Genomic DNA, 24,657 nt, shown 5'->3' on the forward strand with positions numbered 1-24,657 from the left:
GATTATTGCGCTATATGAAGGGTCTTTTTTCTAAGACAATGTAGGCCAGTGAAAAATCATTATAAAAAATTGTATTTTTGCGAACTATGAGTAGAAGAATTCCGCAAGAAAAGAAGTTCTTGAAAGATATCGCAATCATTGATATTGCCGAAGAAGGTAGAGGTGTGGGGAAAACCGATGATCTGGTTTTGTTTGTCGAAAAAGCTGTCCCGGGTGATGTTGTCGATGTGGAGTTAATGCGCAAGAAGAAGAATTTTGCTGAGGCTCGGGTGACGAGTCTGAAGGAAGCTTCTACTTATCGCGTAGATCCTTTTTGTGAGCATTTTGGTGTCTGTGGAGGCTGTAAATGGCAGCACATGAGCTATGAATCCCAATTAAAATTTAAACAACAGTCTGTTGACAATGCTTTATCCCGGATCGGGAAAGTAGATACTTCCGCCATGGAGGATATTTTGGGATCGGCTCAGACGGAGTATTATAGAAATAAATTAGAATATACATTTTCCAATAAGAAATGGTTGACTTCGGTTGATGAGGATGCATCGCAATTGGAAATGAATGCTTTGGGCTTTCACGTACCGGGGCGATTTGATAAAATTCTGGATATTGATCATTGTTTTCTTCAGCAAGACCCTTCCAACGAGATTCGGAATACCATACGGGACTTTGCGCTAAGCAAAGGAATGACTTTTTATGATCTCCGCGAGCATACTGGGGTATTACGCAATCTGATCATCCGTATTTCGTCTACTGGTGAGATGATGGTGATTGTGGTTTTTGCTTATCCAGAGGAAGGCCAGGTGGAATTATTGATGAATTTCATCAATGAAAGGTTTCCTCAGATTGCTTCGCTTTTGTATATCGTGAATCAAAAGCGTAATGATACCATCTTTGATCAGGATATTCATGTATATGCAGGTCGTGATTTTATTTATGAGGAGATGGAAGGTCTTCGCTATAAGGTTGGACCGAAATCCTTCTATCAGACCAATTCAGCACAAGCATACGAACTCTATAAGATCACGCGCGATTTTGCGGATTTAAAAGGAGATGAGCTCGTGTATGATTTATATACGGGGGCTGGTACAATAGCAAACTTTGTCGCTAAGAAAGCAAAAGAAGTCATCGGAGTTGAGTATGTCCCTACTGCAATTGAAGACGCGAAGGTAAATTCGGCGATCAATAATATCAACAATACGAAGTTTTATGCTGGGGATATGAAAGATGTGTTGATTCCTTCTTTCGTTGTTGAGCATGGTAAACCAGATGTCGTAATTACCGATCCACCACGAGCAGGTATGCATGCGGATGTTGTGGCCCGTTTATTGGAGATGGAATCCCCTAGAATTGTTTATGTCAGTTGTAATGCTGCGACACAGGCGAGAGATCTAGTTTTATTGGCTGAGAAGTACGACGTGAAGCGTATTAAACCGGTAGACATGTTTCCGCATACACAGCACGTAGAAAATGTCGTTCTATTGGAACTTAAAAAATCATAATATATATGGAAGTAGAGGATTTATTTTCGAGCGGATCCAGAAATGAGGAAGCGCCATCTACTGGGCAGAGTCCATTGAAAAGTTTGCAGGTTGATCTTGATTTTTATAGTGAGTCAATCCGTGAGGTTGCGATGGAAATCATTGAGGAAGGCTATTCTTCCTATCCGATTTTTGTGGCACATCAACATGAGGTATCGGTAGGAGAGATAATCTTGGACCGTACTGAACTGGAGACAAATTGGACAATCAATGCCTCTACGTTGGAGGAGTTTGTCGAAATGGATATCATTCAGGAAGACCGTAAAGCTACTTTTATTCAGAATTATAAATCTGCTAAGGATTTTATGTGCCTGTTTGTGGTTGTTGCCGAAGGAGCCAATTTTGTCTTTTATCCCTATAAATGAAGAAGTAATATTTAAACTTTTTTAACAATACAATTGTCAAACTATTACTATTTTTAACGAAATAGGCTGGAAGCATGACGCGGAAATAAGGCCGGAACGCTAAGGGCGGCATGGGGTTGTAAAGCTTGGCGTGATAATAACAATATATTCCAATGAGAAGAATACACATACATATAGGAGGGCTTTTAGGCGTATTGATGTTGGTTTTGACGGCATTCGGAGCAAAGGCACAACATATACAGCAAGTGTCAGGTATGGTGATGCAGAAGGGGACTGCCAATAGAGTTGGCGATGTGGTTGTGCTAAATTTGCGGACGAGCAGATCGGCGCTGACAAACTCTTTCGGTGTCTTTACGATTGACGCTTCGGTGGGGGATTCGCTTTCTTTCACTAAGGTCGGATTTTCACCGGTAAAGACAGTGTTGACAAACCTGAATGAATTTTATATTGAGATGCAGGAAGGGATAAAGCTTGAGACAGTAATCGTAGAAAGGAAGTCGAAAGAGGCCGAACTAAATGAGGCGATGGGAAACTACTCCAAAAAAGGAGTTTATAATGGGGGGAAAAATAAATTTGGGACCTATTTAGGAAGTCCTGCTACCGCACTTTATAATCTTTTTGGACGGGAAGCAAAAAATGCGAAACGTTTTGGACGTTTTATGGACCGGGAAAAAGAAGAATTACAGGTCGACCGTATTTTTTCACGCGCGGCGGTCCAGAAATTAACAAAATTGGATAGTGCCGATTTAGATGCTTTTATGGTACGTTATCGTCCTTCATTTGATCTCGCCGAACACTGGGGACAATATGATTTGATGAATTATGTGCAACAGTCTTTGCAGGATTTCGAAGCAAAGGGCCGCCCAAAAGGGGCGTTGTTGCCAGATATCGAAGTTAAGACGCAGGAGAAGTAAAACAATTTCCTTTCCATACTGTTAGCTCTTTTGAACATTGGTCATCGGGATTATTTGTAGTGGATCGTCTTCATTTATACGTGTTATAATGCTTTTTTGAGCATATCGTTACAAAAAAGTTGAAAATGGTTGCTTTTGGCACTTTGTTTGATTTTAACATGGACAGTATTTAGTTTGAATATTAAAAGTCTTAGATAGATATGAAAATGAATAGAAAATTAGCTGTATTTGGTTTGACTGTTGCAACCTCGGCTATGTTATTTGGAAGTTGTTCTACAATCCAAAATACAAATAATACGACTAAAGGCGGTGTAATCGGTGGTGTAGCGGGTGGTGCTTTAGGTGCATTAATTGGCGGTAAGGCTGGTAATACGGCTATTGGTACATTAGCAGGTGCGGCTATTGGCGGTGCAGCCGGTGTATTGATCGGTAAGAAAATGGATAAACAAGCTGCTGAGATTTCTAAAACCGTCGAAGGTGCTGAAGTAACTCAATCCGCAGAGGGTATTGTTGTGAAATTTGATTCAGGTATTTTATTCGATTTCAACAAATCTGATTTGAAAGCCACTGCAAAAGATAATATCGCTAACTTGGTTACCACTTTAAATAAGGAACAAGGGACAGAGATCTTGGTTATCGGACATACAGATAATGTAGGTACGTTAGCGGCGAATGACAAAGTTTCTTTGGACCGTGCAAATGCGGTACGTGCGTTTGCTGTATCCAAAGGACTGGCTTCTTCACGTATTAAAACTGAAGGAAGAAACTTCTCGGAGCCAATTGCAAGTAATGATACAGAAGCAGGACGTGCACAAAATCGTCGTGTGGAGATCGTTATCGTTGCTGGTGATCAAATGAAGAAAGAGGCAAAACAACAAGCTGGTCAATAAGCAACTGAATAGCTGGTTCCTGTGGAATCGGTTGTTGTTAGCGTTTCACTAAAAATCGTTTGTTGATTTTCAAAATATACAGGCACGGAAATTTATCCGTGCTTTTTTTGTAAAATCTCCATGCATAGGGATATAGTGCGGTTGGAGCGCAGGAGTATTTAGCGCTAAAATTTGACAAAGCATAAACTATATTTCTGGCTGACAAACTGTCATTATATGGATTTTAATTTCTAACTTTGTAGTCTTTGAAAATTGAGCTATGTTAGATTTAACACATACAACTAAGGAACACGACGAATCTCGTCAGGGTGAGGCATTGTTATTAGAACAGGATCCAAAGATAAGTAATGGACGTAAACTGTATATTGAAAGTTACGGTTGTCAAATGAACTTCTCGGATAGTGAGATCGTTGCTTCTATTTTGTTGGATAAAGGTTTTGAGACGACAAAAAATTATCAGGAAGCAGATGTTGTCTTTATTAATACCTGTTCAATCCGCGAGAATGCAGAGCAGCGTGTTCGTAATCGACTGAAAGAATTTGAGGCGGCTAAGACCAGGAATCCTGGAATGATCGTCGGTGTGTTGGGCTGTATGGCTGAGCGTTTAAAATCGAAGTTTCTTGAAGAAGAAAAATTAGTTGATGTTGTGGTAGGTCCTGACGCATATCGTGATCTCCCTAATTTAATTGATAAGGTCGATGACGGTGCAAAGGCAGTGAATGTCCTGCTATCACGTGAGGAGACTTATGCCGATATTAATCCGGTTCGATTAAATTCAAATGGTGTGACAGCCTTTATTTCCATCATGCGCGGTTGTGATAATATGTGTTCGTTCTGTGTGGTTCCATTTACCCGTGGACGTGAGCGCAGCCGTGATCCTCATTCTATTGTGAAAGAGGCGCAGGATTTATTCAATGCGGGATATAAAGAAGTGACTCTATTGGGTCAAAACGTGGATTCCTATAAGTATACTGTACCCGTTGCAGAAGGTGAAGCTCCGGGCGAAACGGTAACGTTTGCCAAGTTATTGACCATGGTGGCTAAGGTGAGCCCGCTTTTACGCGTTCGTTTTTCGACTTCCCACCCAAAAGATATCACAGATGAGGTTTTATATGCGATTGCCGCGCATGAAAATGTTTGTAACTATATCCATTTGCCAGTACAATCCGGAAATTCCAGGATATTGGAACTGATGAATCGTACTTACGATCGTGAGTGGTATATGGAACGTGTAGACGCTATCCGCAAGATTATTCCAGATTGTGCGATTTCAACTGATGTTATCACGGGTTTCTGTACAGAAACAGAAGCAGAACATCAGGAAACATTATCCATGATGGATTATGTGAAATATGACTTTGCGTATATGTTTGCTTATTCCGAAAGACCGGGGACATTAGCTGCGAAGCGCTATGCGGATGATATTCCGGAGGATGTCAAAAAACGTCGTTTGACTGAGGTAATCAACAAACAACGTGACCATAGCTTATATCGTTATCAACATTTTATTGGAAAGATATGTAAGGTGCTTATAGAAGGTTTTTCAAAAAGATCTGAGTTTGATTTTTGCGGTCGTAACGATCAAAATGCCTTGGTTGTATTTCCGATAGACCCTCGGTACAAACAGGGAGATTACGTCAATGTACGTGTAGAATCATGTACATCAGCAACCTTGTTAGGTAAAATTGTCGATTAAGAAAACTTAATATAAATTTATTTCCAACTGGAAATTTATGGATAATCAAGATATAAAAAATAGGTTTGGAATCATCGGTAACTCACCGTTGCTAAATCGGGCGATAGATATCGCCCGACAGGTGGCTCCAACTGATATTTCTGTATTAATACAAGGTGAGAGCGGTAGTGGTAAAGAAGTTTTTTCGCATATTATCCATCAATTGAGTTCCCGCAAGCATGGGCCGTTTATAGCAGTCAATTGTGGTGCAATACCAGAGGGGACAATAGATTCTGAATTATTTGGGCATGAGAAAGGTTCCTTTACCGGTGCTCACGAAGCACGTAAAGGTTATTTTGAAGTAGTCGACGGTGGAACAATTTTCTTGGATGAGGTCGGGGAGCTGCCTTTGGGGACGCAAGCTCGATTACTACGTGTTTTGGAGTCCGGAGAGTACATTCGTGTAGGATCATCGAAAGTTCAGAAAACGAATGTACGTGTGGTTGCCGCGACAAACGTCAATATGTTTGAAGCAGTTCAAAAAGGTAAATTTCGGGAAGATTTGTATTACCGTCTGAACACCGTGCCGTTGCGTGTTCCTTCGCTTAGGGAACGTCCTGAAGACATCAATTTATTATTTCGTAAGTTCATTGTCGATTTTTCGGAAAAATATCGCTCTCCCGGAGTGCAATTGACTGAAGATGCACAAAATATGCTGCGCAACTATAATTGGCCGGGCAATGTGCGTCAATTAAAAAATGTGGCCGAACAGATTGCTGTTTTAGAGAAAGAACGTGTTGTTGATGCGCATACCCTGCAAAACTATTTGCCAAATGAATCGCGGACGAGCTTACCGGCCATAGTTTCATCAAATAATAGCGCAAAAGAAGATTTTTCAGAAAGAGATTTACTTTATAAGGTTCTTTTCGATATGAAGAAAGATATGGTCGATCTCAAAAAACTCGTTGTTGAGCTGATCCAGAAGGGTGTGGATTCTACTACGTTCGATCAAAATTCGCCTTATATTAATCAGCTTTATCAGGAAATTGAACCACAGATAAAATCTGATGCCGAAGGATACGGTATTGCGCCAACACTGACGATACATTCGCCTAATAACAATACGGCAAATGTCTTGAAGAATCCCGCTACCCAGGATGAATATCTGCAAGATGCACAGGAAGTGGAAGAGTCTTTGTCCTTGGTGGACAAGGAATCTGATCTTATCAAGAAGGCCTTGAAAAAACACCGCGGCAAACGTAAGGCAGCGGCACAAGAATTGGGAATTTCCGAAAGGACTTTGTATAGGAAAATTAAAGACTTAAATTTAGACTAAGGTTTTGCAGATGTTGTCAAGAAGAATTTTATATACCTTGCTCACGACCACTTTTCTATTCTTAATGAACAGTTGTGGTGTGAAATATGGATTTACGGGAGGATCTATTCCAGAAGGGATGAAGACAGTCAATATTCAATATTTCGAAAATATTGCGCCTTTGGTTTATCCGACTTTAAGCCAGAATTTTACGGAGGCATTAAAGGAGCGTATTCGAAATCAATCCCGATTAAGTCAGGTCAACCAAGATGGTGATGCTACTTTTGAAGGCTTCATTACAGATTATACGATCAGCCCAGCAGCTGTTGAAGCAGGGACGGATCGGGCTGCAATGAATAGATTGACCATTACCATTAAAGTTTCTTACCACAATAAGATTAACCCTAAAGACGACTTTGAGCAGCCTTTTACACGCTTCAAAGAGTTTGCTGGAAATCTTCAGAGTGCACAGGAGGAGAGCTTGGGTAAGGAGGTTATCCAGATGTTGACAGAGGATATTTATAATAAGGCGTTTGCCAACTGGTAATCCTTTCCCAAGATGAATATGACTATGCCACTATCGAATAATGAACTTTTTTTTCGAACGATCAATCACCCAGAATCTGTTGATGAAGAAGTGATTTTAGGCTTGATCGAAAAATATCCGTATGCGCAAAGTTTACGATTTATTTATGAGCGTAAAGTTTTTGGTGAAAGCAAACCTGTTCAGAATTTATCGTCTACATTGCTTTATGCTTCGTCTCCAAACTGGTTGTATGAATTTATGCATAGTAGGCCAACGGTGGAGAGGGAAGAAATCCAATTGGAGGACATCATAATTCTTGAGGACGACCTTGATGAAGATGTTGAGGCAACAGTCGTGGCTGAGACTGAAGTTGAGGCGGTGAAAATTGAAGTTGAAAACGTGGTGGAGAAGACAGATGAATTGGACCGTTTGATTCAAGCAGGTGTAGCGCAGGATTATTTTCGTTCGAGTGAAGCAAAACAACAGGTCACCTCGGTTGAGGAGCCAGAAATAGCTGAACCGGTATCTTCTGAAACAGCTATTCGGTCACTCAAGGATACACAGGAGCGTGTCTCGGTCTATGATGATGATACCATGCCCTATAGTTTCTTGTGGTGGTTGCACAAAACACGACTTGAATATGCTGAAACCTATCAGCCCTATGTAAAGTCACCTTTGGGTCCTATGGCACCATCAAATGATGATATTGCCAAGATCCATGAAAAATTGGATAGCCAGCTATTGGATCAACAGATTCGGGAGAATATTTTCCATCTGCAATCACCGGAGGCAAAACTCAGTGATGAGGTGAAAACAACAATTGCCTTCCAGATTCCGCGCAAAACGGATGAGGTAATCGAGAAATTTATCCGCGAGGAGCCTATGATCCAACCACTACAGGCTGAAAAGTTGGATTTGGAGAATAAGGCTAGAAAAAGCTCGGAAGATCAGCATTCATTGGTAACGGAGACCCTTGCAAAAATATATACCGAACAGGGTTTATATCCTAAAGCAATAGAGGTTTACGAAAAATTAGTTTTGAAATATCCAGAAAAAAATGCTTACTTTGCGGCACGCATAACAGAATTAGAAAAGAAATTAAATTAATTACATAAAGAGATGCAAGGATTATTAATTGGTCTTATCATATTAGCTAGTATTATTTTAGCATTTTTGGTTTTAATCCAAAATCCAAAAGGTGGCGGTTTATCATCTGGTTTTTCCGGAGGAACAAACCTAATGGGTGTAAAACGTACAGGAGACTTTTTGGAAAAAGGTACATGGATCATGGTTATTGCTATTATGATTTTTAGTTTGGGGGTTAACATTATGGGGACAGCGCCAAGTACATCTAAAGGAGGCTTGGGTGGTCAAATTGAAGCCCCTGCGCAACAACAGGGACCTTTGAACTTGGGTACGCCAGCACAGAAACCTGCAGGTGCTCCAGCAGGACAAGAGCAAGCTGCTCCAGCGCAATCAGAACAAAAAACTCCGGCGACAACGCCAGCAGCTAAGCCAACTGAAGAAGCTAAGAAATAGTTGCGAAGAAAGAAATTCAAGAGGCCTCGTCTATAATTTAGACGAGGCCTTTTTGCTATACACGGGTTTGTCAGTTTGCTTATCAACATGTGGCCGGAATGACGAATACGGTTATGTAAGGATGTCATATAAACAGTGACAGTGTGACAGCAAAATCCGCTTTTATTTATTGACATGTTAAGTTTTCGGTGAAAAATTGTCTTATACATCACCTTATTTACAATTGGCATAAAAGATGATGTGTCTATAACGATTATAACATAAAAATAAATTCAATAACAGATAAAAAGTAAATTAATTATGGCATTAAGTATCAAACCTATCGGAGATAGAGTAGTAGTAGAAGCTGCTCCAGCAGAAGAAAAAACAGCTTCAGGGTTATATATTCCCGATACAGCAAAAGAAAAACCATCTCAAGGTATAGTAGTTGCTGTAGGTACTGGCAAAGTTGACGAGCCGTTAACTGTAAAAGTAGGTGACAAAGTATTATATGGTAAATATGCAGGTACTGAAATTACTTACGAAGGGAAAGAGTATTTAATTATGCGTGAGTCAGATATTTACGCTGTTATCTAAGAGTTCAAAAGTCAAAATTACAAAGTTAAATTTAAAAAATGAGGCGGTTCGTAGCTGCAGACTTGTCATATTAGAGTCTCACTACCAAGATCTCAATACTCAATACTAAAGAAATGGCAAAACAAGTAAAATATAACGTTGAGGCTCGTGAGGCCCTTAAAAAAGGTGTAGACACTTTAGCTAATGCTGTTAAAGTAACATTAGGTCCAAAAGGACGTAACGTAATTATTGAGAAAAAATTCGGTGCACCGGTAATCACTAAAGATGGTGTTTCAGTTGCGAAGGAAATCGAATTGAAAGATGCTTTAGAAAATATGGGTGCTCAAATGGTAAAAGAGGTTGCTTCCAAAACTGCTGATCAAGCTGGTGATGGTACAACTACGGCTACTGTATTGGCACAAGCGATCGTTGCTCCGGGTATTAAATCTGTAGCAGCAGGTGCTAATCCAATGGATTTAAAACGTGGTATTGACAAAGCTGTGGCAGCTGTTGTTGCCAACTTGAAATCTCAATCTCAAGAAGTTGGTCAAGATAATAACAAAATCAAACAAGTAGCAGCTATCTCTGCAAATAACGACGAGGTAATTGGTTCTTTGATCGCGCAAGCGATGGAAAAAGTTGGTAACGATGGTGTTATCACTGTTGAAGAAGCAAAAGGTACTGAAACAGAAGTAAAAACTGTAGAAGGTATGCAATTTGACCGTGGTTATTTGTCACCATACTTTGTTACGAACTCTGACAAAATGGAAGCAGAATTAGATAACCCTTACATTTTGATCTACGACAAGAAAATCAGCAACATGAAAGAGTTGTTGCCTATTTTGGAAAAACAAGTTCAAACTGGTAAACCATTATTGATCATTGCTGAAGACTTGGACGGTGAAGCTCTTGCGACTTTAGTCGTCAATAAAATCCGTGGTTCACTGAAAGTGGCGGCTGTAAAAGCTCCTGGTTTTGGTGATCGTCGTAAAGCGATGTTAGAAGATATCGCTATCTTAACTGGTGGTACAGTAATCTCTGAAGAAAGAGGTTTCAAATTGGAGAATGCGGAGTTATCTTATTTGGGGCAAGCTGAAAAAGTTCAGGTTGACAAAGATAATACAACAATTATCAACGGTGGCGGTAACGTAGATGACATCAAAGCTCGCGTTGCTCAAATCCGTTCACAAATCGAAACAACAACTTCTGACTACGACCGTGAGAAATTACAAGAGCGATTGGCAAAATTGTCAGGTGGTGTAGCTGTATTGTACGTAGGTGCTACTACTGAGGTTGAAATGAAAGAGAAAAAAGACCGTGTTGACGATGCTTTACATGCGACTCGCGCTGCAGTTGAAGAAGGTATCGTTGCTGGTGGTGGTGTTGCATTTATCCGTGCTACAGAAGCTTTGGTAAACCTTAAAGGTGAGAACGAAGACGAGCAAATCGGTATCGATATCATCAAACGTGCTATTGAAGAGCCTTTACGTCAAATCTGTAATAACGCAGGTATCGAAGGTGCAGTGATCGTTCAGAAAGTAAAAGAAGGTACAGCTGACTTTGGTTACAATGCGCGTACTGACCGTTACGAGAACTTAATCGCGGCTGGTGTAATCGACCCAACTAAAGTATCTCGTATTGCTTTAGAAAATGCAGCTTCAGTTGCTTCAATGTTGTTGACAACAGAATGTGTATTAGCTGATGAGGCTGAAGAAAACCCTGTAGGTGCTGGTGCTCCTCCAATGGGTGGTGGTATGGGTGGCATGATGTAAGATCATCCGAACTATATAATATAAAAAAGGCTCATCTGGGATTCCAGATGAGCCTTTTTATTTGATGATTAATATCCTTTTGCCGTATCGTCTCCACGGGGATCGGCTCCTGTCTGTAATTTGCCGTTTGGAAGGACAAGAATATTTTCTACACGTCCTATTGCCCCGCGGGGATTTATTGCATAGCCATCCTTTGTCAATTTGTCTCGCAATGTTATATCAATCGCACCTTGCTCCACATCGATGCGGTCAGGTAACCACTGGTGATGGAATCGGGGTGAACTGACAGCGGATTGTGCATTTTGACCAAAGTCGATTACATTTAATATGGTCTGGAAAACGGAGGTAATAATCGTTGATCCGCCCGGTGTTCCTACCACCATAAATAGCTTGCCATCTTTTTCTAAAATGGTCGGTGTCATGGAACTCAGCATTCTTTTTCCGGGCTGAATTTCATTTGCTTTTTCTCCTGTCAAGCCATACATATTGGGTACGCCGGTCTTTACCGAGAAATCATCCATTTCGTTGTTCAATAAAAATCCTGCACCATTCACGATGACCCCAGAGCCATAGGAATCATTGAGTGTTGTGGTAATGGCAACAGCATTTCCCTGCTCATCAACAATATTGAAATGAGTTGTCTGCTCACTCTCATAACCCGGAATGACATCCGCATTGACGTTTTTGCTTAAAGTCGCCTGACGAAAATTAAACGGATTCAGTTTAGCTGCATTTTTCGAGGAATCTATCAGTTGCTGCACAGGGACATTGATAAAATCGGGGTCTCCTAAATACTTTGCCCTATTTGCATACACATAACGTTCTGCTTCAACGATGACACGTATTGCGGAGTCTGTCTGAAAACCCCAGCGTTGAAGGGGGAATTGCTCCACAGACTTTAATAAAGCCAGTAGGGAAGTTCCGCCGCTCGATGGCGGTGGCATAGAAACAACCTTGTGACCTCTATAACTTGATGCAATGGGGGTACGCCAAAGTGCCTTGTAGCCTGTGAGGTCCTCATGGGTAATGATTCCTTTGCCTCTGTTCATCTCGGCAATAAGCAAATCAGCCGTTTTTCCTTTATAGAAGCCGTCGCGTCCCTCATTGGCGATTCGTTCGATGGTATTGGCAAGATCTTCCTGTACAAATAGGTCACCGGTTTGCCATGTTGTATTTTTGATAATTGCTGCTCCCGTAGGATTCAGCTTGACAAAACGTTCCTTATGACTCTCAAATTCGTTGGCTTGTCTTTCACTGATTTTAAAACCATTTTTGGCAAGTTCAATCGCTGGGGCAAGAAGCTCTTTCCACGTCAGTTTTCCATATTTCTGATGTGCTTCCCACATGCCGGCAACAGAACCGGGAACACCGGATGCTAACTGACTGTATAAGCTCAAATTGGGAATAACATTCTTTTGTGCATCAAGATACATATCCCGGTGCGCCTTTCTGGGAGCAGTTTCCCGGAAGTCCAAGGCATCGTATTGACCTTGGCTATTGCGATATAGCATAAATCCACCACCACCGATATTGCCTGCATTGGGATAAACAACAGCAAGAGCAAACTGCACAGCGACAGCAGCATCAATTGCATTGCCGCCCTTTTTCAAAATCATCACTCCGACTTCGGAGGCCAGAGGGTGGGCAGTGACCACAGCAGCTTTGTTGAAGGTGGCAGGGCTGGTCCTATGTGAACCAAACTGCCTGCTGGAACACGAAGCGAATAGTAAACTCCCCACTAACGAATAAATAAATAGTTTATTCATAATATCTGCTCTAAAATTGTGCGTAAGATTAATATTAAACCTTGGACACCGATGGAATACAAAGGTGTTATTTTAATTTTTCATTGTTTTTATGACGGTCTGCATCCCGAATGGATTTCTTTTGAAGGTTCTTTTCCAGTGCATCGGTCAGATCTATACCCGTTTGATTTGCAAGACACATTAAGACAAACAATACATCGGCCATTTCATCTGCCAGGTTAACTTCTCTATCGGATTTTTTGAACGATTGCTCGCCGTACTGTCTGGCCATAATCCGGGCGACTTCACCAACTTCTTCCATGAGCATGGCTGTATTTGTCAGCTCATTGAAATAACGTATTCCTGTTGTATTGATCCATTTATCAATTACTTCCTGTGCTTCTTTAATTGTCATTTTTTCGGATTTAGTAGTTTAAAAATTGTCCTTATCTTTTGTATCCATAACGATGGTAACGGGACCATCGTTCAATAGATTGATTTTCATGTCCGCCCCAAATAAGCCGAGCTGAACCGGCTGATCAATCAGTTTGGAAAGCAATTTGGCCATTTCTTCATAAAGGGGTTTGGCGGTATCAGGTTTGGCTGCCCGAATAAACGAAGGCCGATTTCCCTTTTTTGTCTGAGCGAATAAGGTGAACTGGGAAATCAGTAAGATATTACCGCCGATATCCTGTATGGATTTATTCATTAGTCCCTGCTCGTCTTCAAAAATCCGTAGGTTAACGAACTTTTGCCCCAGCCATTTTAAGTCTTCAATTGTATCGGCTTCTTCTATTCCCAATAGGATCACCAAACCTTTTTGAATCTGCCCAGTGATCTGTTCGTCCACTGTACAGGAAGCATGTTTTACCCGTTGTATTACTGCACGCATAATAAAAAGTATAAAACCAAAGTTAAAAATTCCCATCGTCAAACACGATCCAATCTAACATTTATTGCTGCCAAAATAAAAAGCCGCCTTATTTTGAATAGATAAGGCGGCTCTTGATATATAGAATCTTAACTGTTAGAATTTGATATTCAGGCCTAACATAAAATTTGCAGGTGCCTGTGGAAAGTAGAAATTATAATATTTTCTGGTATCACTGTCCATTCCACCAAAGGTGTAGCCATTGGTTTCATACTTCTCGTTGAGGATATTGTTGACCAGTAAAGTCGCACTAATATTTTTGATGCCTAACGCCGTAAAATTATAGTTTGCCAGCAAATTGTTGACGAAATAAGAGGAAATGCTTCTTTCTTCTGTGGATGAGTTGTCGAGGTATTGTCGTCCTACATATTTTGACAGCAACGAAAATGTAAGCGGCTCAATAGGGCTATAGGAAAAATTGCTGGATATAATCGTATTTGGAGACAGGGCAATATCTGTCTTTGGATAGAAAATTTTGGTATCTGGGCTGACACCGTTTATATCTTTCACAATTTCTTCAAAATTCTTAATTCTGTTTTGACTGAAGCTGGCTGTCGCCTTCCAGTTCAATTGCTTACTGATGTTCCAGGCTCCGTCAAATTCCAGTCCGATTCGATAGCTGTCTTTTACATTTTGTCGGATAGGAGCACCCGTATCACTGATCTCGCCTGTTGGAATCAACTGGTCTTTATAAAACATCCCGTATCCATTTAATCCAATATTGAATTTGGTATTGGTGAATCTATATCCAATTTCAATGTCCTGCATTTTTTCTGGCGTAGGATCCGGAAGTTTGCTGTTCTTCTCTATGAAATCTTTTCGGACGGGTTCTTTTTGAGCGAAAGCGTAGGAAGCATAGATGTTTGCATGATCATTTAACAGATAGGTTGCTCCGGCTTTGGGATTTAGAAAATTGAATTTTGGGTGGTAATTATAATTTTTGACCTTATCATCATCCCCATACATGTGATAGTCTACATTTCTGTACTGGACGTCGGCCATTAAGATCCATTTATCCAATTTGTAATCTACCTTTAGGAAGTTGCTGAAATCATTTTTCTGCGATTTTCCGAAGTAATATCTATCATCTATAAATCCGTTGGAAGCATACTGTGCCCAGATTACTTCACCGTAATGTTTTCCCCGATATTGATTGTATGCTCCACCCCAGGTAATTTCAAGTTGGTCATTCGGTTTGTAATTCAATGCGTAGGTCATGCCATAGAAATAATTATCTAACCATCTTCTGCGGATCAGATCTGTTTTTTTTATGGTATCACTACCGAGGATGACATCGGGCAAACCATATTTACTTAATTTATCACCGGGTCTCATCTCTTCATAGTAGCCATAACCTCGTGTATAATGTAAGGCTGTATTAAGTGTTAATTTTTCGCTTAGAATGTTGGTGTAATGAAGTTGATGATGTTTTTGCGTATAGTTGTCCGTCTGATTTCGATAAGTATACAGATTATAGTTTCGGCCGGCGTTCATAAATCGGTCTTTTTCTGTGCCTGATACGTATAATCCATTGTCAGCGTAATCATCCATGCGAGATCTATCACCCGTGATCAAAGGTTCCGGTACGCCGTTCCAGGCTTGGTAGGTCTTTTCCTTTCCCCAGAATACGATTCCTTTTAAAGTCTGTTTTTTGCCATAATAACCTCCATCAATATAGAAGGACTGCAGGTCTGAGGAGCCTCTTTCGATATAACCATTACTGCTGATCCTGGATAAGCGGGCATTGAAAGCAAACTTGTCATTGATCAAACCGGTTCCGAGTTTTACCGTATTTTTCCAGGTATTATAAGACCCGAATGAATTATTGAGTTCGGCATAAGGTTTCTCCGCTAATGTATTGGATTGAATATTCAGGGAAGCTCCGAAGGATCCGGCCCCGTTGGCAGATGTTCCGATTCCCCGCTGTACCTGGATGCTTTCCGTGGATGAGGCGAAGTCAGGAAGGTTGACAAAGAAAGAACCCATGCTTTCGGCGTCATTTAATGGAATACCATTCAGGGTTACATTGATCCGCTGGTTGTCAGATCCACGGATCGTCATGTTTGTATATCCTATGCCGGCTCCTGCATCGGAGTTTACCTGAACAGAAGGTGTCTGATTCAAGAGATAGGGAATGTCCTGTCCCAGATTATTCCTAGAAATCTCTTCTTTTGAGATGTTCCTGAATGTGGTCGGTGAATTCTTTTTAGCTCTGGTGGATACCACAAGAGCCTCTTCGGTACGAATTGTTTTTGGATCGAGCTGAACGGTCAATTCCATATCCCGTTGGAGGTTTAGGTTTTGAGTCCAGGTTTGATATCCGACAAACGAGACTTGAATGGTATGTTTTCCATCTGCGATATTATATAATTTGATCAAGCCATCTTTGTCCGAATTGGTTGTAAATGAAGCCTGTCCGTCTATGTATATCGTTGCATTGTGTAGTGGCCTTTGTGTATCCTTATCTACGGTTTTAATCGTCAAATTGTGCTGGGCAACAGCAATTTGGCTTAAAGTAGTAGCTAAAACGCTACAAATCAAAAATTTGATCATGTTGATGTATTTTGTTTAAGTTAAACAAATCATAGCAAGGGGTCACTATGACCGTTTTATTTAACTAACCTCTCCCTCCGCCAGCATTACCTGGATCAGGTGCACAGAACTTAATCTGTTGGGTATGATCTCAGCCTTTATTTGTGTTTCTGACAAAACAAGGCACCCCTAATCGACGTTGCGAATATATAAATTAAAATCGGAATGGTATATAAAGATGGTGTTTTTTACAAAAAGTATACTTCTTGGAAAATATGTGGTAATTTCCTTATGGTTTAAAATTTTACGTTTAGGCTTGTTTTTGGTGTTTATTGTTCTTTTTAGGTACCTTGGTATAGAATTTTCTACTGTTAGTATGTATTCATATTCAGTCAAAAATTTTTTAGTTACTAATTTGAGAGTGAGGAGATAAAATGTTAAAGTATTTAAGCGCAAATTATATTCTACCGATTACCTCAATGCCAATAAAAGATGGTATTGTAGCGGTAGACGAGGAGGGGGTAATTCAAGGCATCTATGACCCTGCTTCATTCACACAGACTGATAAAGTCGAAATCGAGAGGTATGGGGGAATAATTATTCCGGGTTTTATCAATGCCCATTGCCATCTTGAATTGTCACATATGAAAGGCGTGGTAGCTAAAGGTACCGGTCTTCCAAATTTCCTTAGCCAGGTAATGACTTCACGTAGTGCGTCTATGAAGAAAATGGATGATGCAATGGCGAAAGCGGATAAAGAGATGTATGAAAATGGGATCGTAGCGGTGGGAGACCATGCGAATACGGACAATTCTTCTAAGCAGAAGGAAGATTCAAAAATACTTTATCATACCTTTGTGGAGGTCATTGGGGTTGAACCCGAAGAAGCTGATTTTAAACTAAAAGAAGCCAAGTCTTTAACACAAGAATTTAGAAATGGTCATGTGTCCATTACGCCACATGCACCTTATTCGTGTTCGAAAGTTCTTTTTAAGAAATTTAAAAAATCGGTGCCTGAGACTAATATCATTAGTATTCATAATCAGGAGAGCGACGAAGAGAATAAATTGTTTAGATACAAAACAGGTGAATTTCTGGATTTCTATAAGAGTATCGGAAAGAATGCGGATTCTATAAAAGCGCAAGCCCGAAACTCCATCCAGTCTTATTTACCTTACTTGCCTTATCCGAATAAGTTGTTGTTGGTCCATAATACCTATACTTCATTAAAAGATCTCGATTTTGTAGAACGAATGGACCGTGATGTTGTATGGTGCCTGTGCCCAAAGGCAAATTTATATATTGAGGGGAACCTTCCTAAGGTTCAGAACTTTATAAACGCGGGACAACGGTTAGTGATTGGTACGGATAGCCTAGCGTCGAATGATACACTTTCGGTATTGGAAGAACTGAAGGTATTGCATGAACATTTCGAAGATTTGGATTTCTTGCAAACAATCCAATGGGCAACGATCAACGGAGCTGTTGCATTGAATATTGAGGATGAATATGGATCTTTGGAAATCGGCAAAAAACCGGGGATTGTCCTGCTTGAGGGTATGGAAAACTTTCGTTTAACAGATAAAGTTAAAATCAAACGTTTAGCGTAGTATTTAATTCCACAAAAACTTCTGTACTTTTGCTCTTATGAAACATTTGAATATTTCAATAAGAGGTAAAGTACAAGGAGTCTTTTTTCGATTGACGGCCAAAGCTGTTGCGGATCAGGTCGGTGTGAAAGGCTTTGTACTCAATCAAAAGGATGGGGCTGTCTATATGGAGGCCGAAGGGGACGATTTTGCACTTGATTCATTGTTGGACTTCTGCCAGGAAGGTCCGGAGGATGCAAATGTTGAAGCTGTTGAAGTTACGGAAGGCGAACTGAAAGGCTTTTCTAATTTTGAAGTGATTAAAAGAGTTCAATCCTAAAGCCTAGTGTCGACAATTAAGAAATTTCTCAGCGATACCGTTATTTATGGTGTGACTACTATCGTTTCAAGAATGATAGGATTCCTGATGACCCCACTCTATCTCCGTAAATTTAAGGATGCAGGGGTCTATGGAGTTTATTCTAATTTTTATGCTTGGATGTCCATGCTAAATGCTATTCTGGCATTTGGAATGGAAACAACTTATTTCCGTTATTTACAGAAAGTTGAACCACAGAATAAGAATAAAGTTTACAACAATAGCTTCTTTGTAACTTTATTTACTTCAGGATTATTATTGTTGTCTGTATTTGTTTTCACAAGACCTATCGCTTCCTGGTTTGCGGATGGGGGGGATGTGGATCTATATGAACAGTACATTAAGTATTTTGCTTTTATCCTTGTTGCTGATGCGCTAGCTGTTGTCCCGTTTACAAAGCTACGGGCAGAGGGCAGACCTTATAAATACAGTGCATTGAAATTTGTTAATATCGGTATTACCGTGATTTCAAATCTATTTTTTATTTTGTTCTTGCCGGATTGGGTACATAAGTATACATTTTGGGCGGATTTTGCTGGAACATGGTTCAAAGAGGGTTGGATTGGTTATGTCTTTATCTCCAATCTTTTTGCAAGTATTGTCACATTAATTCTATTGCTACCTGAACTGTTAACTTTCAGATTCAGCCTAGATAGAAAATTAATGAATGAAATGTTAAAGTATAGCTTCCCAATTTTAGTCGCTAATATTTCATTTATTATTAACGAGAATCTAGACAAAATGTTCTTTCTGAAATTGATCCCTGGAAAGACGGGGAAAGATGAGTTAGGTATTTATGGCGCAGTTGCTAAATTGTCCGTATTTCTAAGCTTATTTGTGACAGCTTTTAGATTGGGGGCAGAACCGTTCTTCTTTTCATATTCAAAAAACCAGAACGCATCGAAAACCTATGCCCTAATCATGGAGTATTTTGTTATCCTTATGGTTATTGCAATGGTCGGATTGACAGTGAATCTGGATTGGCTGAAGTATTTTATTGAAGGCAATGAAAAAGAGGTCGCAACATATTGGACTGGGCTTAAAATTGTCCCCATTCTTTTATTCAATTATGTGCTACTTGGAATATATATGAATCTATCGATTTGGTATAAATTGACTGATCATACACGATATGCTATTTACATTTCGGGAATAGGGGCGCTAATTACAATTATGCTCAATGTGTGGCTTATCCCAACTTATTCCTATGTTGGAGCTGTTTTATCAACAACAGTAGTATATCTGGTCATGATCGCTTTTTCACTTTACTGGGGCCAGAAGTATTATCCCATACCATATAAGATGATCAAGATCGCTGTCTATCTTGGAGCAGGGCTGTTGATTTCGTGGTTGAGCTTTCAGGTTTTCCATAGTAATATTTGGATAGGAAACACCATGTTATTACTGCTGCTCGGTGTTACTTTTTTCTTTGAGAAGAATGGGCTGATGAAATTAATACGAAGAAGATAATTTCATATTAAAACAAATGCGGTAACTGTTAGGTTATCGCATTTGTTATTTTTAGATGAATTCAGGCATGAACGAATGTTCAATCTCATGAAGAACTTCAAGTATATCTGCTTGATTTTGAAGACTAACCAGTTTCATCCTGTATTCTTTGAAATTCGGAATTCCTTTAAAATAATTGGCGTAATGTCTCCGCATTTCAAAGATCCCTAATTTATCACCTTTCCATTCAATGGATTTGTTTAAGTGTGTTCTACAAACCTCAACGCGTTCAGCAATTGTAGGCCCCTCCAAGCGCTGGCCTGTTTGGAAGAAATGCTTGATCTCTCTAAAGATCCAAGGGTAACCAATAGCCGCACGGCCGATCATAATGCCATCCACTTCGTATTCCTGCCTCCAGGCTGCTGCTTTTTCGACTGAATCCACATCACCGTTACCAAAAATTGGAATCTGAATGCGCGGATTACGTTTGATATCACGGATCATGGACCAGTCAGCTTGACCTTTGTACAATTGTGCACGTGTACGTCCATGAATTGCGAGTGCTTTGATACCGACGTCTTGCAACCTTTCAGCTACTTCGTATACATTTTTGGTATTATCATCCCAGCCAAGCCGTGTTTTTACTGTCACAGGGAGATGAGTTGCTTCAACAACAGCTTTAGTCATCGCAACCATTTTATCAATGTCTTGCAATAAGGAAGAGCCGGCTCCCTTACAGACCACTTTTTTAACTGGACAACCGTAATTGATATCGATGAGATTCGGATTTGCTTTTGTGCAGATTTCAGCTGATTGACGCATACTTTCAATATCTCCACCGAATATCTGGATACCGATAGGTCGTTCATATTCAAAAATATCAAGCTTTTGAACAGATTTAGCTGCGTCACGGATTAGTCCTTCTGAAGAAATAAATTCAGTATACATTAAATCAACACCATTCTGTTTGCATACATAGCGAAACGGTGGATCGCTTACATCCTCCATAGGAGCTAATAATAAAGGGAATTCACCCAAATCAATATTTTCACCAATCTTGACCGACATCTTCGATAATTTTTTACAAAGGTACAAAATTTGGTATTAGAATAAAGTTAGCTAACTGTCATGAGTTTAGAGGCGATTTTTTATGTCTTCAGAATGCATAGCGCGTAGCGCTGGTGTATTCCGCGAACCACCGAAACGGTAGCTGAAAGATAGGGCTGTTGTCGGGATTGAATTTTCCTATGAAAGCAAATATACCTTCCCAGTATTGAAGGTATATTTGCTGAGAACTGGCTTTATCTATGCATAACCTCTTTTTTTGAAAGAGCCTCTATTGGTCAGAAAGAACCATCAGTTGATTTTCATCGCTGGTCGTGCGTCTGGTCATGAAGGTTTTTTCAAGATGTCTTTCTTGCATATAATCAGCAAGGACACTTTTATCCAGATTTGTTTTTGAATAAAATCAAATTTCTTTTACGAAATCTTTGATTGCTTTCCCTGGGTCTGTGGTTTTCATAAAATTTTCACCGATCAGAAAACTTTGGAAACCAGCCTTTTTCAATGCTTTAATTGTCTTGGGATCAGAAATGCCACTTTCGGATACTTTGATGTATTCGGATGGAATCTTATCCAAAAGATCATACGAATGTTGTATATCGACAGTGAAATCTTTTAGGTTTCTATTGTTGACACCAATGGCATCAATATCATCGAAAAGATTGTCCAACAGTTCCTGCTCATTATGTACTTCAAGCAATACATTGAGCCCGATCTGATGGGCGTAGGCGGCAAACTCCTGAACTTCTTCCTTTTTGAGGCAGGCTGCTATTAAGAGGATGACATCGGCACCATACGCTTTGGCTTCGGTAATCTGATATTTGTCCACAATGAACTCTTTGCGCAAAATTGGAATGCTAATAACTGCCCGAGCTTTGGAGAGGTCTTCCAAATGGCCCTTGAAAAATTCGCCGTCCGTCAGAACGGATACAGCCGAAGCGCCAGCTTCTTCATAGGCCTTGACAACATCTTCAACTTTTGCTGTACTATTGATATCCCCTTTTGAGGGAGATGCTCGTTTATATTCAGCAATAATCCCTGTTTTTTCAGGGTCTAAAATAGATTCCCGTAACGAAAGACAGGCTACGTTGAAATAGGGATAGTTCAACAGTTCCTCGAATGGAACTAAGGCCTTCGCCTTTTCTACTTCTATTCTTTTTCGTTCAATGATTTTATCGAGTATTGTCATTTGTAGTAGTAAGATATTAGTATTGAGTATTGAGATTTTAGTACTTTAAGCCTTCGGCTGACATATTTTCTCTATTTTAATTTTTTAGTATTGCAGTTTAAGTATTGAGACTTTGGTGCTTCAAGCCTTGGGCGGACGCGAAATCTCTATTACGCTTATACGCTTTTCATTGCTGTGTTCCTGTACATAGGTGATCATTTACACGACTCAGTGAGACGTAGCCTCGTAAAAGTAATGTCTAAAGACTCCTATCTCAATATGCTATACTAAGATAACCAGTTTTCAATTAATTTTTTCCCATTTGTTGTTAGTACAGATTCTGGATGGAACTGCATGCCTCGCACATCATACTCCGTATGTGTCAGTGCCATGATGATACCATTTTCATCTACAGCCGTAACTTTGAGCGTGTTTGGCAAGGTATCTTTGTTTACTGCCCATGAATGGTAGCGACCTATTTTCGAATCTTTCGGAAAATCCTGAAATAGCTTTTCGGATTCATCGGTTACGATAATGCCCGTTGCAACACCATGCAGGGGTTTTTCCATGTTAAATAATGTACCGCCAAATACTTCAGCGATTGCTTGTTGACCAAGGCAGATGCCCAATATACTTTTGTGCGGCGCATAGGTGCGGATCACGTCAAGCAATAGACCTGCCTCTTCCGGAATCCCGGGACCTGGGGAAAGAAGTATTTTATCGAATGCTTCCAGCTCTTCCAGTTTGAATTTATCATTTCTCAATACCACATAGTCCTGTCCCAACTCCTGTAGCAAATGAACCAAATTATAGGTGAATGAATCGTAATTGTCAATGACAACGATTTTATTGTTGCTCATAACCTCTTGTTGTATAGTCCTGATTAAAGTAATTATCTATTTCCTGAAATATCGCCCGGACAAATTCTACGGGCAGATCAAATCTCTTTGCCAATGTTGCCTGATTGCTGCTGATATTTTTTATCCTATTCTGTTCATTATCTGTATCATCCTGCAATACTTTTGCCTTATTGAGATAGGTCTTCCGTAAGGCTAGCAATTCAACGATGCGGTTGTCGATGGTATCTATCGAAGCATTAATATGCTGGGTATTGACACAATATTCTAATGGTCTAATCATAACGTTTCTGCTAATTGTAATGCTTTTCGCAAAGCAGCTATTTTATTGTTCACTTCCTGGAGTTCCATTTCCGGATCAGAATCCAGTACGATTCCGCCGCCGGCCTGATAATGTAAGGTGTTTTGCTTGCTCAAGAACGAGCGAATCATGATGGCATGATTGAAATCCCCATTGAAACCCATAAAGCCAATTGCTCCAGAGTAGAACGAGCGTTGCAATCCTTCGTAGCGGTCAATGAGTGTCAATGCCATGTGCTTAGGAGCTCCCGAGAGTGTTCCGGCAGGGTAGGTATCTCCCACAATATCGAATGGATTGATATTATCCTTTAATACCCCTGTTACCTTCGAGACCAAGTGGATAATATGCGAGTAGTATTGTGGTTCCATATACGATTCTACTTTAACCTGGGTACAGTGTCTGCTCAGATCATTACGGGCAAGGTCTACCAACATCACGTGCTCGGAGGTTTCTTTTGGATCCTGCTTTAGCCTAGAGGCAATTTTTTGGTCTTCTTCCATGTTCCCGGTTCTCTTGAATGTTCCGGCAATTGGGAAGATCGTAGCCTGCTTGCCATGGATGCGCAATTGTGCCTCGGGAGATGAACCGAATAGTTTAAAGTCACCATAATCAAAATAGAATAGGTAAGGCGAGGGGTTAATGGAACGTAATGCGCGGTAGACATTAAATTCATCGCCCGAGAATGGGGTCCGGAAACCACGGGAGGGAACGATCTGAAAGACATCGCCACGTTGGATATGTTCCTTCATCTTCTTGACCAGTTGACGGTGTTCCTCATCGCTACGATTGGAACTTTCCTCTCCCGCTAACTTGAATGTGTACTCTGGAAAGTTTTTGTTCTGGATCAGAAATTGCATGCGTTCCAGCTCGGACTCCTCATCTTCCAAAAGGTGTTCGAAGATATAAAGCTGATTACGGAAATGGTCGATGGCGATCACATATTTGTAGACGTGATACTGCATAAACGGTATTTTCCGTGCCGGATCGATAGCTGTTGTCAGTTTGATATCCTCAAAATGTTCGATGCAGTCAAATGTAAAGTACCCGAATAGCCCGTTTGAGATTAGGTTTAATTCGGCTACCGTCGAATCTTCAAAGGAATTCCTAAAGTCGGAGACTTCCTGACGCAATTCGATTTCTTGTGCTTTTTTGACAATCCGTTCATTGCCGGGATAGGTTAATGTTAACTCGCGCTCATCTAGTTGAATCCCAGCAATGGGCTGGCAACAAATATAGCTGATATTGTTGTCACGACTATGGTAGTCGGAACTTTCCAATAGCAGTGAATTTGGAAAGATATCCCGTAATCGAAGATAAATACTCACCGGTGTTGTTGTGTCGGCGAGCAACTTTCTGCTCTGTGTTTTGAATTTATACTTCATTTTATTCTTTTATTCGCTTTGATAAATTTTATACATAAAAAAACCCGATACTGGTTAGCATCGGGTTTGGAATTTCCATAAATGGTTTTGGTTGATTATGAAATATTATGACAATACCAATTGATTCCCGATGCTTATTGCTCCAGGCCACCACCAATTTGTATTTGTATATC

Annotated in this window: 23 protein-coding genes; 14 read left to right on the forward strand and 9 right to left on the reverse strand. The window is 40.2% G+C overall.

Annotation, left to right across the window (positions count from 1 at the left end):
* The first annotated feature begins 86 nt into the window (after positions 1 to 86).
* From rlmD to groL, 11 genes are all read left to right on the forward strand, one after another.
* Positions 87 to 1,499, forward strand: a complete 1,413-nt coding sequence (gene rlmD, locus D7322_RS11590; protein WP_121124371.1) for a 23S rRNA (uracil(1939)-C(5))-methyltransferase RlmD — start codon at positions 87 to 89, stop codon at positions 1,497 to 1,499.
* 5 nt (positions 1,500 to 1,504) lie between these two features.
* Positions 1,505 to 1,903 carry a hypothetical protein gene (locus D7322_RS11595; RefSeq protein ID WP_121124373.1) on the forward strand — a complete coding sequence of 133 codons (399 nt, stop codon included), beginning with the start codon at positions 1,505 to 1,507 and terminating at the stop codon, positions 1,901 to 1,903.
* Positions 1,904 to 2,055: 152 nt separating this feature from the next.
* Positions 2,056 to 2,817, forward strand: a complete 762-nt coding sequence (locus tag D7322_RS11600) for a hypothetical protein (protein WP_147430383.1) — start codon at positions 2,056 to 2,058, stop codon at positions 2,815 to 2,817.
* A 206-nt stretch (positions 2,818 to 3,023) separates the two neighbouring features.
* A complete protein-coding gene (locus tag D7322_RS11605; RefSeq protein WP_394342593.1) occupies positions 3,024 to 3,707 on the forward strand; it encodes an OmpA family protein in 684 nt (227 codons plus the stop codon).
* Positions 3,708 to 3,966: 259 nt separating this feature from the next.
* Positions 3,967 to 5,403 (forward strand): tRNA (N6-isopentenyl adenosine(37)-C2)-methylthiotransferase MiaB, encoded by a 1,437-nt coding sequence (gene miaB / locus D7322_RS11610; protein WP_121124377.1) that lies wholly within the window; start codon positions 3,967 to 3,969, stop codon positions 5,401 to 5,403.
* Between the two features lie 37 nt (positions 5,404 to 5,440).
* Positions 5,441 to 6,718 (forward strand): sigma-54 interaction domain-containing protein, encoded by a 1,278-nt coding sequence (locus D7322_RS11615; protein ID WP_121124379.1) that lies wholly within the window; start codon positions 5,441 to 5,443, stop codon positions 6,716 to 6,718.
* A gap of 10 nt (positions 6,719 to 6,728) precedes the next feature.
* The gene (locus D7322_RS11620; RefSeq protein WP_121124381.1) at positions 6,729 to 7,244 is read left to right on the forward strand and encodes an LptE family protein; all 516 of its coding nucleotides are present in this window, start codon (positions 6,729 to 6,731) and stop codon (positions 7,242 to 7,244) included.
* 12 nt (positions 7,245 to 7,256) lie between these two features.
* Positions 7,257 to 8,330 (forward strand): hypothetical protein, encoded by a 1,074-nt coding sequence (locus D7322_RS11625; RefSeq protein ID WP_121124383.1) that lies wholly within the window; start codon positions 7,257 to 7,259, stop codon positions 8,328 to 8,330.
* 12 nt (positions 8,331 to 8,342) lie between these two features.
* Positions 8,343 to 8,762 carry a preprotein translocase subunit SecG gene (gene secG, locus D7322_RS11630; protein WP_121124384.1) on the forward strand — a complete coding sequence of 140 codons (420 nt, stop codon included), beginning with the start codon at positions 8,343 to 8,345 and terminating at the stop codon, positions 8,760 to 8,762.
* Positions 8,763 to 9,062: 300 nt separating this feature from the next.
* On the forward strand, positions 9,063 to 9,338 hold the full coding sequence (locus tag D7322_RS11635) for a co-chaperone GroES (protein WP_121124386.1): 276 nt from the start codon (positions 9,063 to 9,065) through the stop codon (positions 9,336 to 9,338).
* Between the two features lie 113 nt (positions 9,339 to 9,451).
* Positions 9,452 to 11,089 carry a chaperonin GroEL gene (gene groL / locus D7322_RS11640; protein ID WP_121124388.1) on the forward strand — a complete coding sequence of 546 codons (1,638 nt, stop codon included), beginning with the start codon at positions 9,452 to 9,454 and terminating at the stop codon, positions 11,087 to 11,089.
* A gap of 68 nt (positions 11,090 to 11,157) precedes the next feature.
* Here groL and ggt read toward each other — a convergent pair whose 3' ends face one another.
* The 4 genes from ggt to D7322_RS11660 all read right to left on the reverse strand — a co-directional run bounded on the left by ggt (position 11,158) and on the right by D7322_RS11660 (position 16,318).
* Positions 11,158 to 12,855: a gamma-glutamyltransferase gene (gene ggt / locus D7322_RS11645; RefSeq protein ID WP_121124390.1), complete on the reverse strand. Its 1,698-nt coding sequence runs from the start codon at positions 12,853 to 12,855 to the stop codon at positions 11,158 to 11,160.
* Positions 12,856 to 12,922: 67 nt separating this feature from the next.
* Positions 12,923 to 13,249: a nucleotide pyrophosphohydrolase gene (locus tag D7322_RS11650; RefSeq protein WP_121124392.1), complete on the reverse strand. Its 327-nt coding sequence runs from the start codon at positions 13,247 to 13,249 to the stop codon at positions 12,923 to 12,925.
* 18 nt (positions 13,250 to 13,267) lie between these two features.
* The gene (dtd, locus tag D7322_RS11655; RefSeq protein ID WP_121124548.1) at positions 13,268 to 13,726 is read right to left on the reverse strand and encodes a D-aminoacyl-tRNA deacylase; all 459 of its coding nucleotides are present in this window, start codon (positions 13,724 to 13,726) and stop codon (positions 13,268 to 13,270) included.
* A gap of 135 nt (positions 13,727 to 13,861) precedes the next feature.
* Positions 13,862 to 16,318: a TonB-dependent receptor gene (locus tag D7322_RS11660; RefSeq protein WP_121124394.1), complete on the reverse strand. Its 2,457-nt coding sequence runs from the start codon at positions 16,316 to 16,318 to the stop codon at positions 13,862 to 13,864.
* Positions 16,319 to 16,731: 413 nt separating this feature from the next.
* On the opposite strand from D7322_RS11660, the gene D7322_RS11665 reads away from it, so the two are divergent.
* The 3 genes from D7322_RS11665 (at position 16,732) to D7322_RS11675 (ending at position 19,735) form a co-directional block, all read left to right on the forward strand.
* Complete coding sequence (locus tag D7322_RS11665) at positions 16,732 to 17,907, forward strand: amidohydrolase family protein (protein ID WP_121124396.1); 1,176 nt, start codon at positions 16,732 to 16,734, stop codon at positions 17,905 to 17,907.
* 37 nt (positions 17,908 to 17,944) lie between these two features.
* On the forward strand, positions 17,945 to 18,226 hold the full coding sequence (locus D7322_RS11670; protein WP_121124398.1) for an acylphosphatase: 282 nt from the start codon (positions 17,945 to 17,947) through the stop codon (positions 18,224 to 18,226).
* A gap of 72 nt (positions 18,227 to 18,298) precedes the next feature.
* On the forward strand, positions 18,299 to 19,735 hold the full coding sequence (locus D7322_RS11675; RefSeq protein WP_245971326.1) for a lipopolysaccharide biosynthesis protein: 1,437 nt from the start codon (positions 18,299 to 18,301) through the stop codon (positions 19,733 to 19,735).
* Between the two features lie 51 nt (positions 19,736 to 19,786).
* On the opposite strand, the gene dusB is transcribed toward D7322_RS11675, so the two are convergent.
* The 5 genes from dusB to D7322_RS11700 form a co-directional block, all read right to left on the reverse strand.
* Positions 19,787 to 20,782, reverse strand: a complete 996-nt coding sequence (gene dusB, locus D7322_RS11680; RefSeq protein ID WP_121124403.1) for a tRNA dihydrouridine synthase DusB — start codon at positions 20,780 to 20,782, stop codon at positions 19,787 to 19,789.
* A gap of 400 nt (positions 20,783 to 21,182) precedes the next feature.
* Entirely contained in the window at positions 21,183 to 21,965 is a 783-nt protein-coding gene (gene trpC / locus D7322_RS11685; RefSeq protein WP_121124405.1) for an indole-3-glycerol phosphate synthase TrpC, read from the reverse strand.
* A 266-nt stretch (positions 21,966 to 22,231) separates the two neighbouring features.
* Positions 22,232 to 22,804, reverse strand: coding sequence for an anthranilate synthase component II (locus D7322_RS11690; RefSeq protein WP_121124407.1), 573 nt, complete (start codon positions 22,802 to 22,804; stop codon positions 22,232 to 22,234).
* Positions 22,791 to 23,084 (reverse strand): chorismate mutase, encoded by a 294-nt coding sequence (locus tag D7322_RS11695; protein ID WP_121124409.1) that lies wholly within the window; start codon positions 23,082 to 23,084, stop codon positions 22,791 to 22,793. The genes D7322_RS11690 and D7322_RS11695 overlap by 14 nt, the downstream gene beginning before the upstream one ends.
* Positions 23,081 to 24,484, reverse strand: a complete 1,404-nt coding sequence (locus D7322_RS11700) for an anthranilate synthase component I family protein (protein ID WP_121124410.1) — start codon at positions 24,482 to 24,484, stop codon at positions 23,081 to 23,083. The genes D7322_RS11695 and D7322_RS11700 overlap by 4 nt, the downstream gene beginning before the upstream one ends.
* Positions 24,485 to 24,657 lie beyond the last annotated feature (173 nt).

The sequence above is a fragment of the Sphingobacterium puteale genome (assembly GCF_003627955.1).
In the GTDB taxonomy this organism is placed as follows: domain Bacteria; phylum Bacteroidota; class Bacteroidia; order Sphingobacteriales; family Sphingobacteriaceae; genus Sphingobacterium; species Sphingobacterium puteale.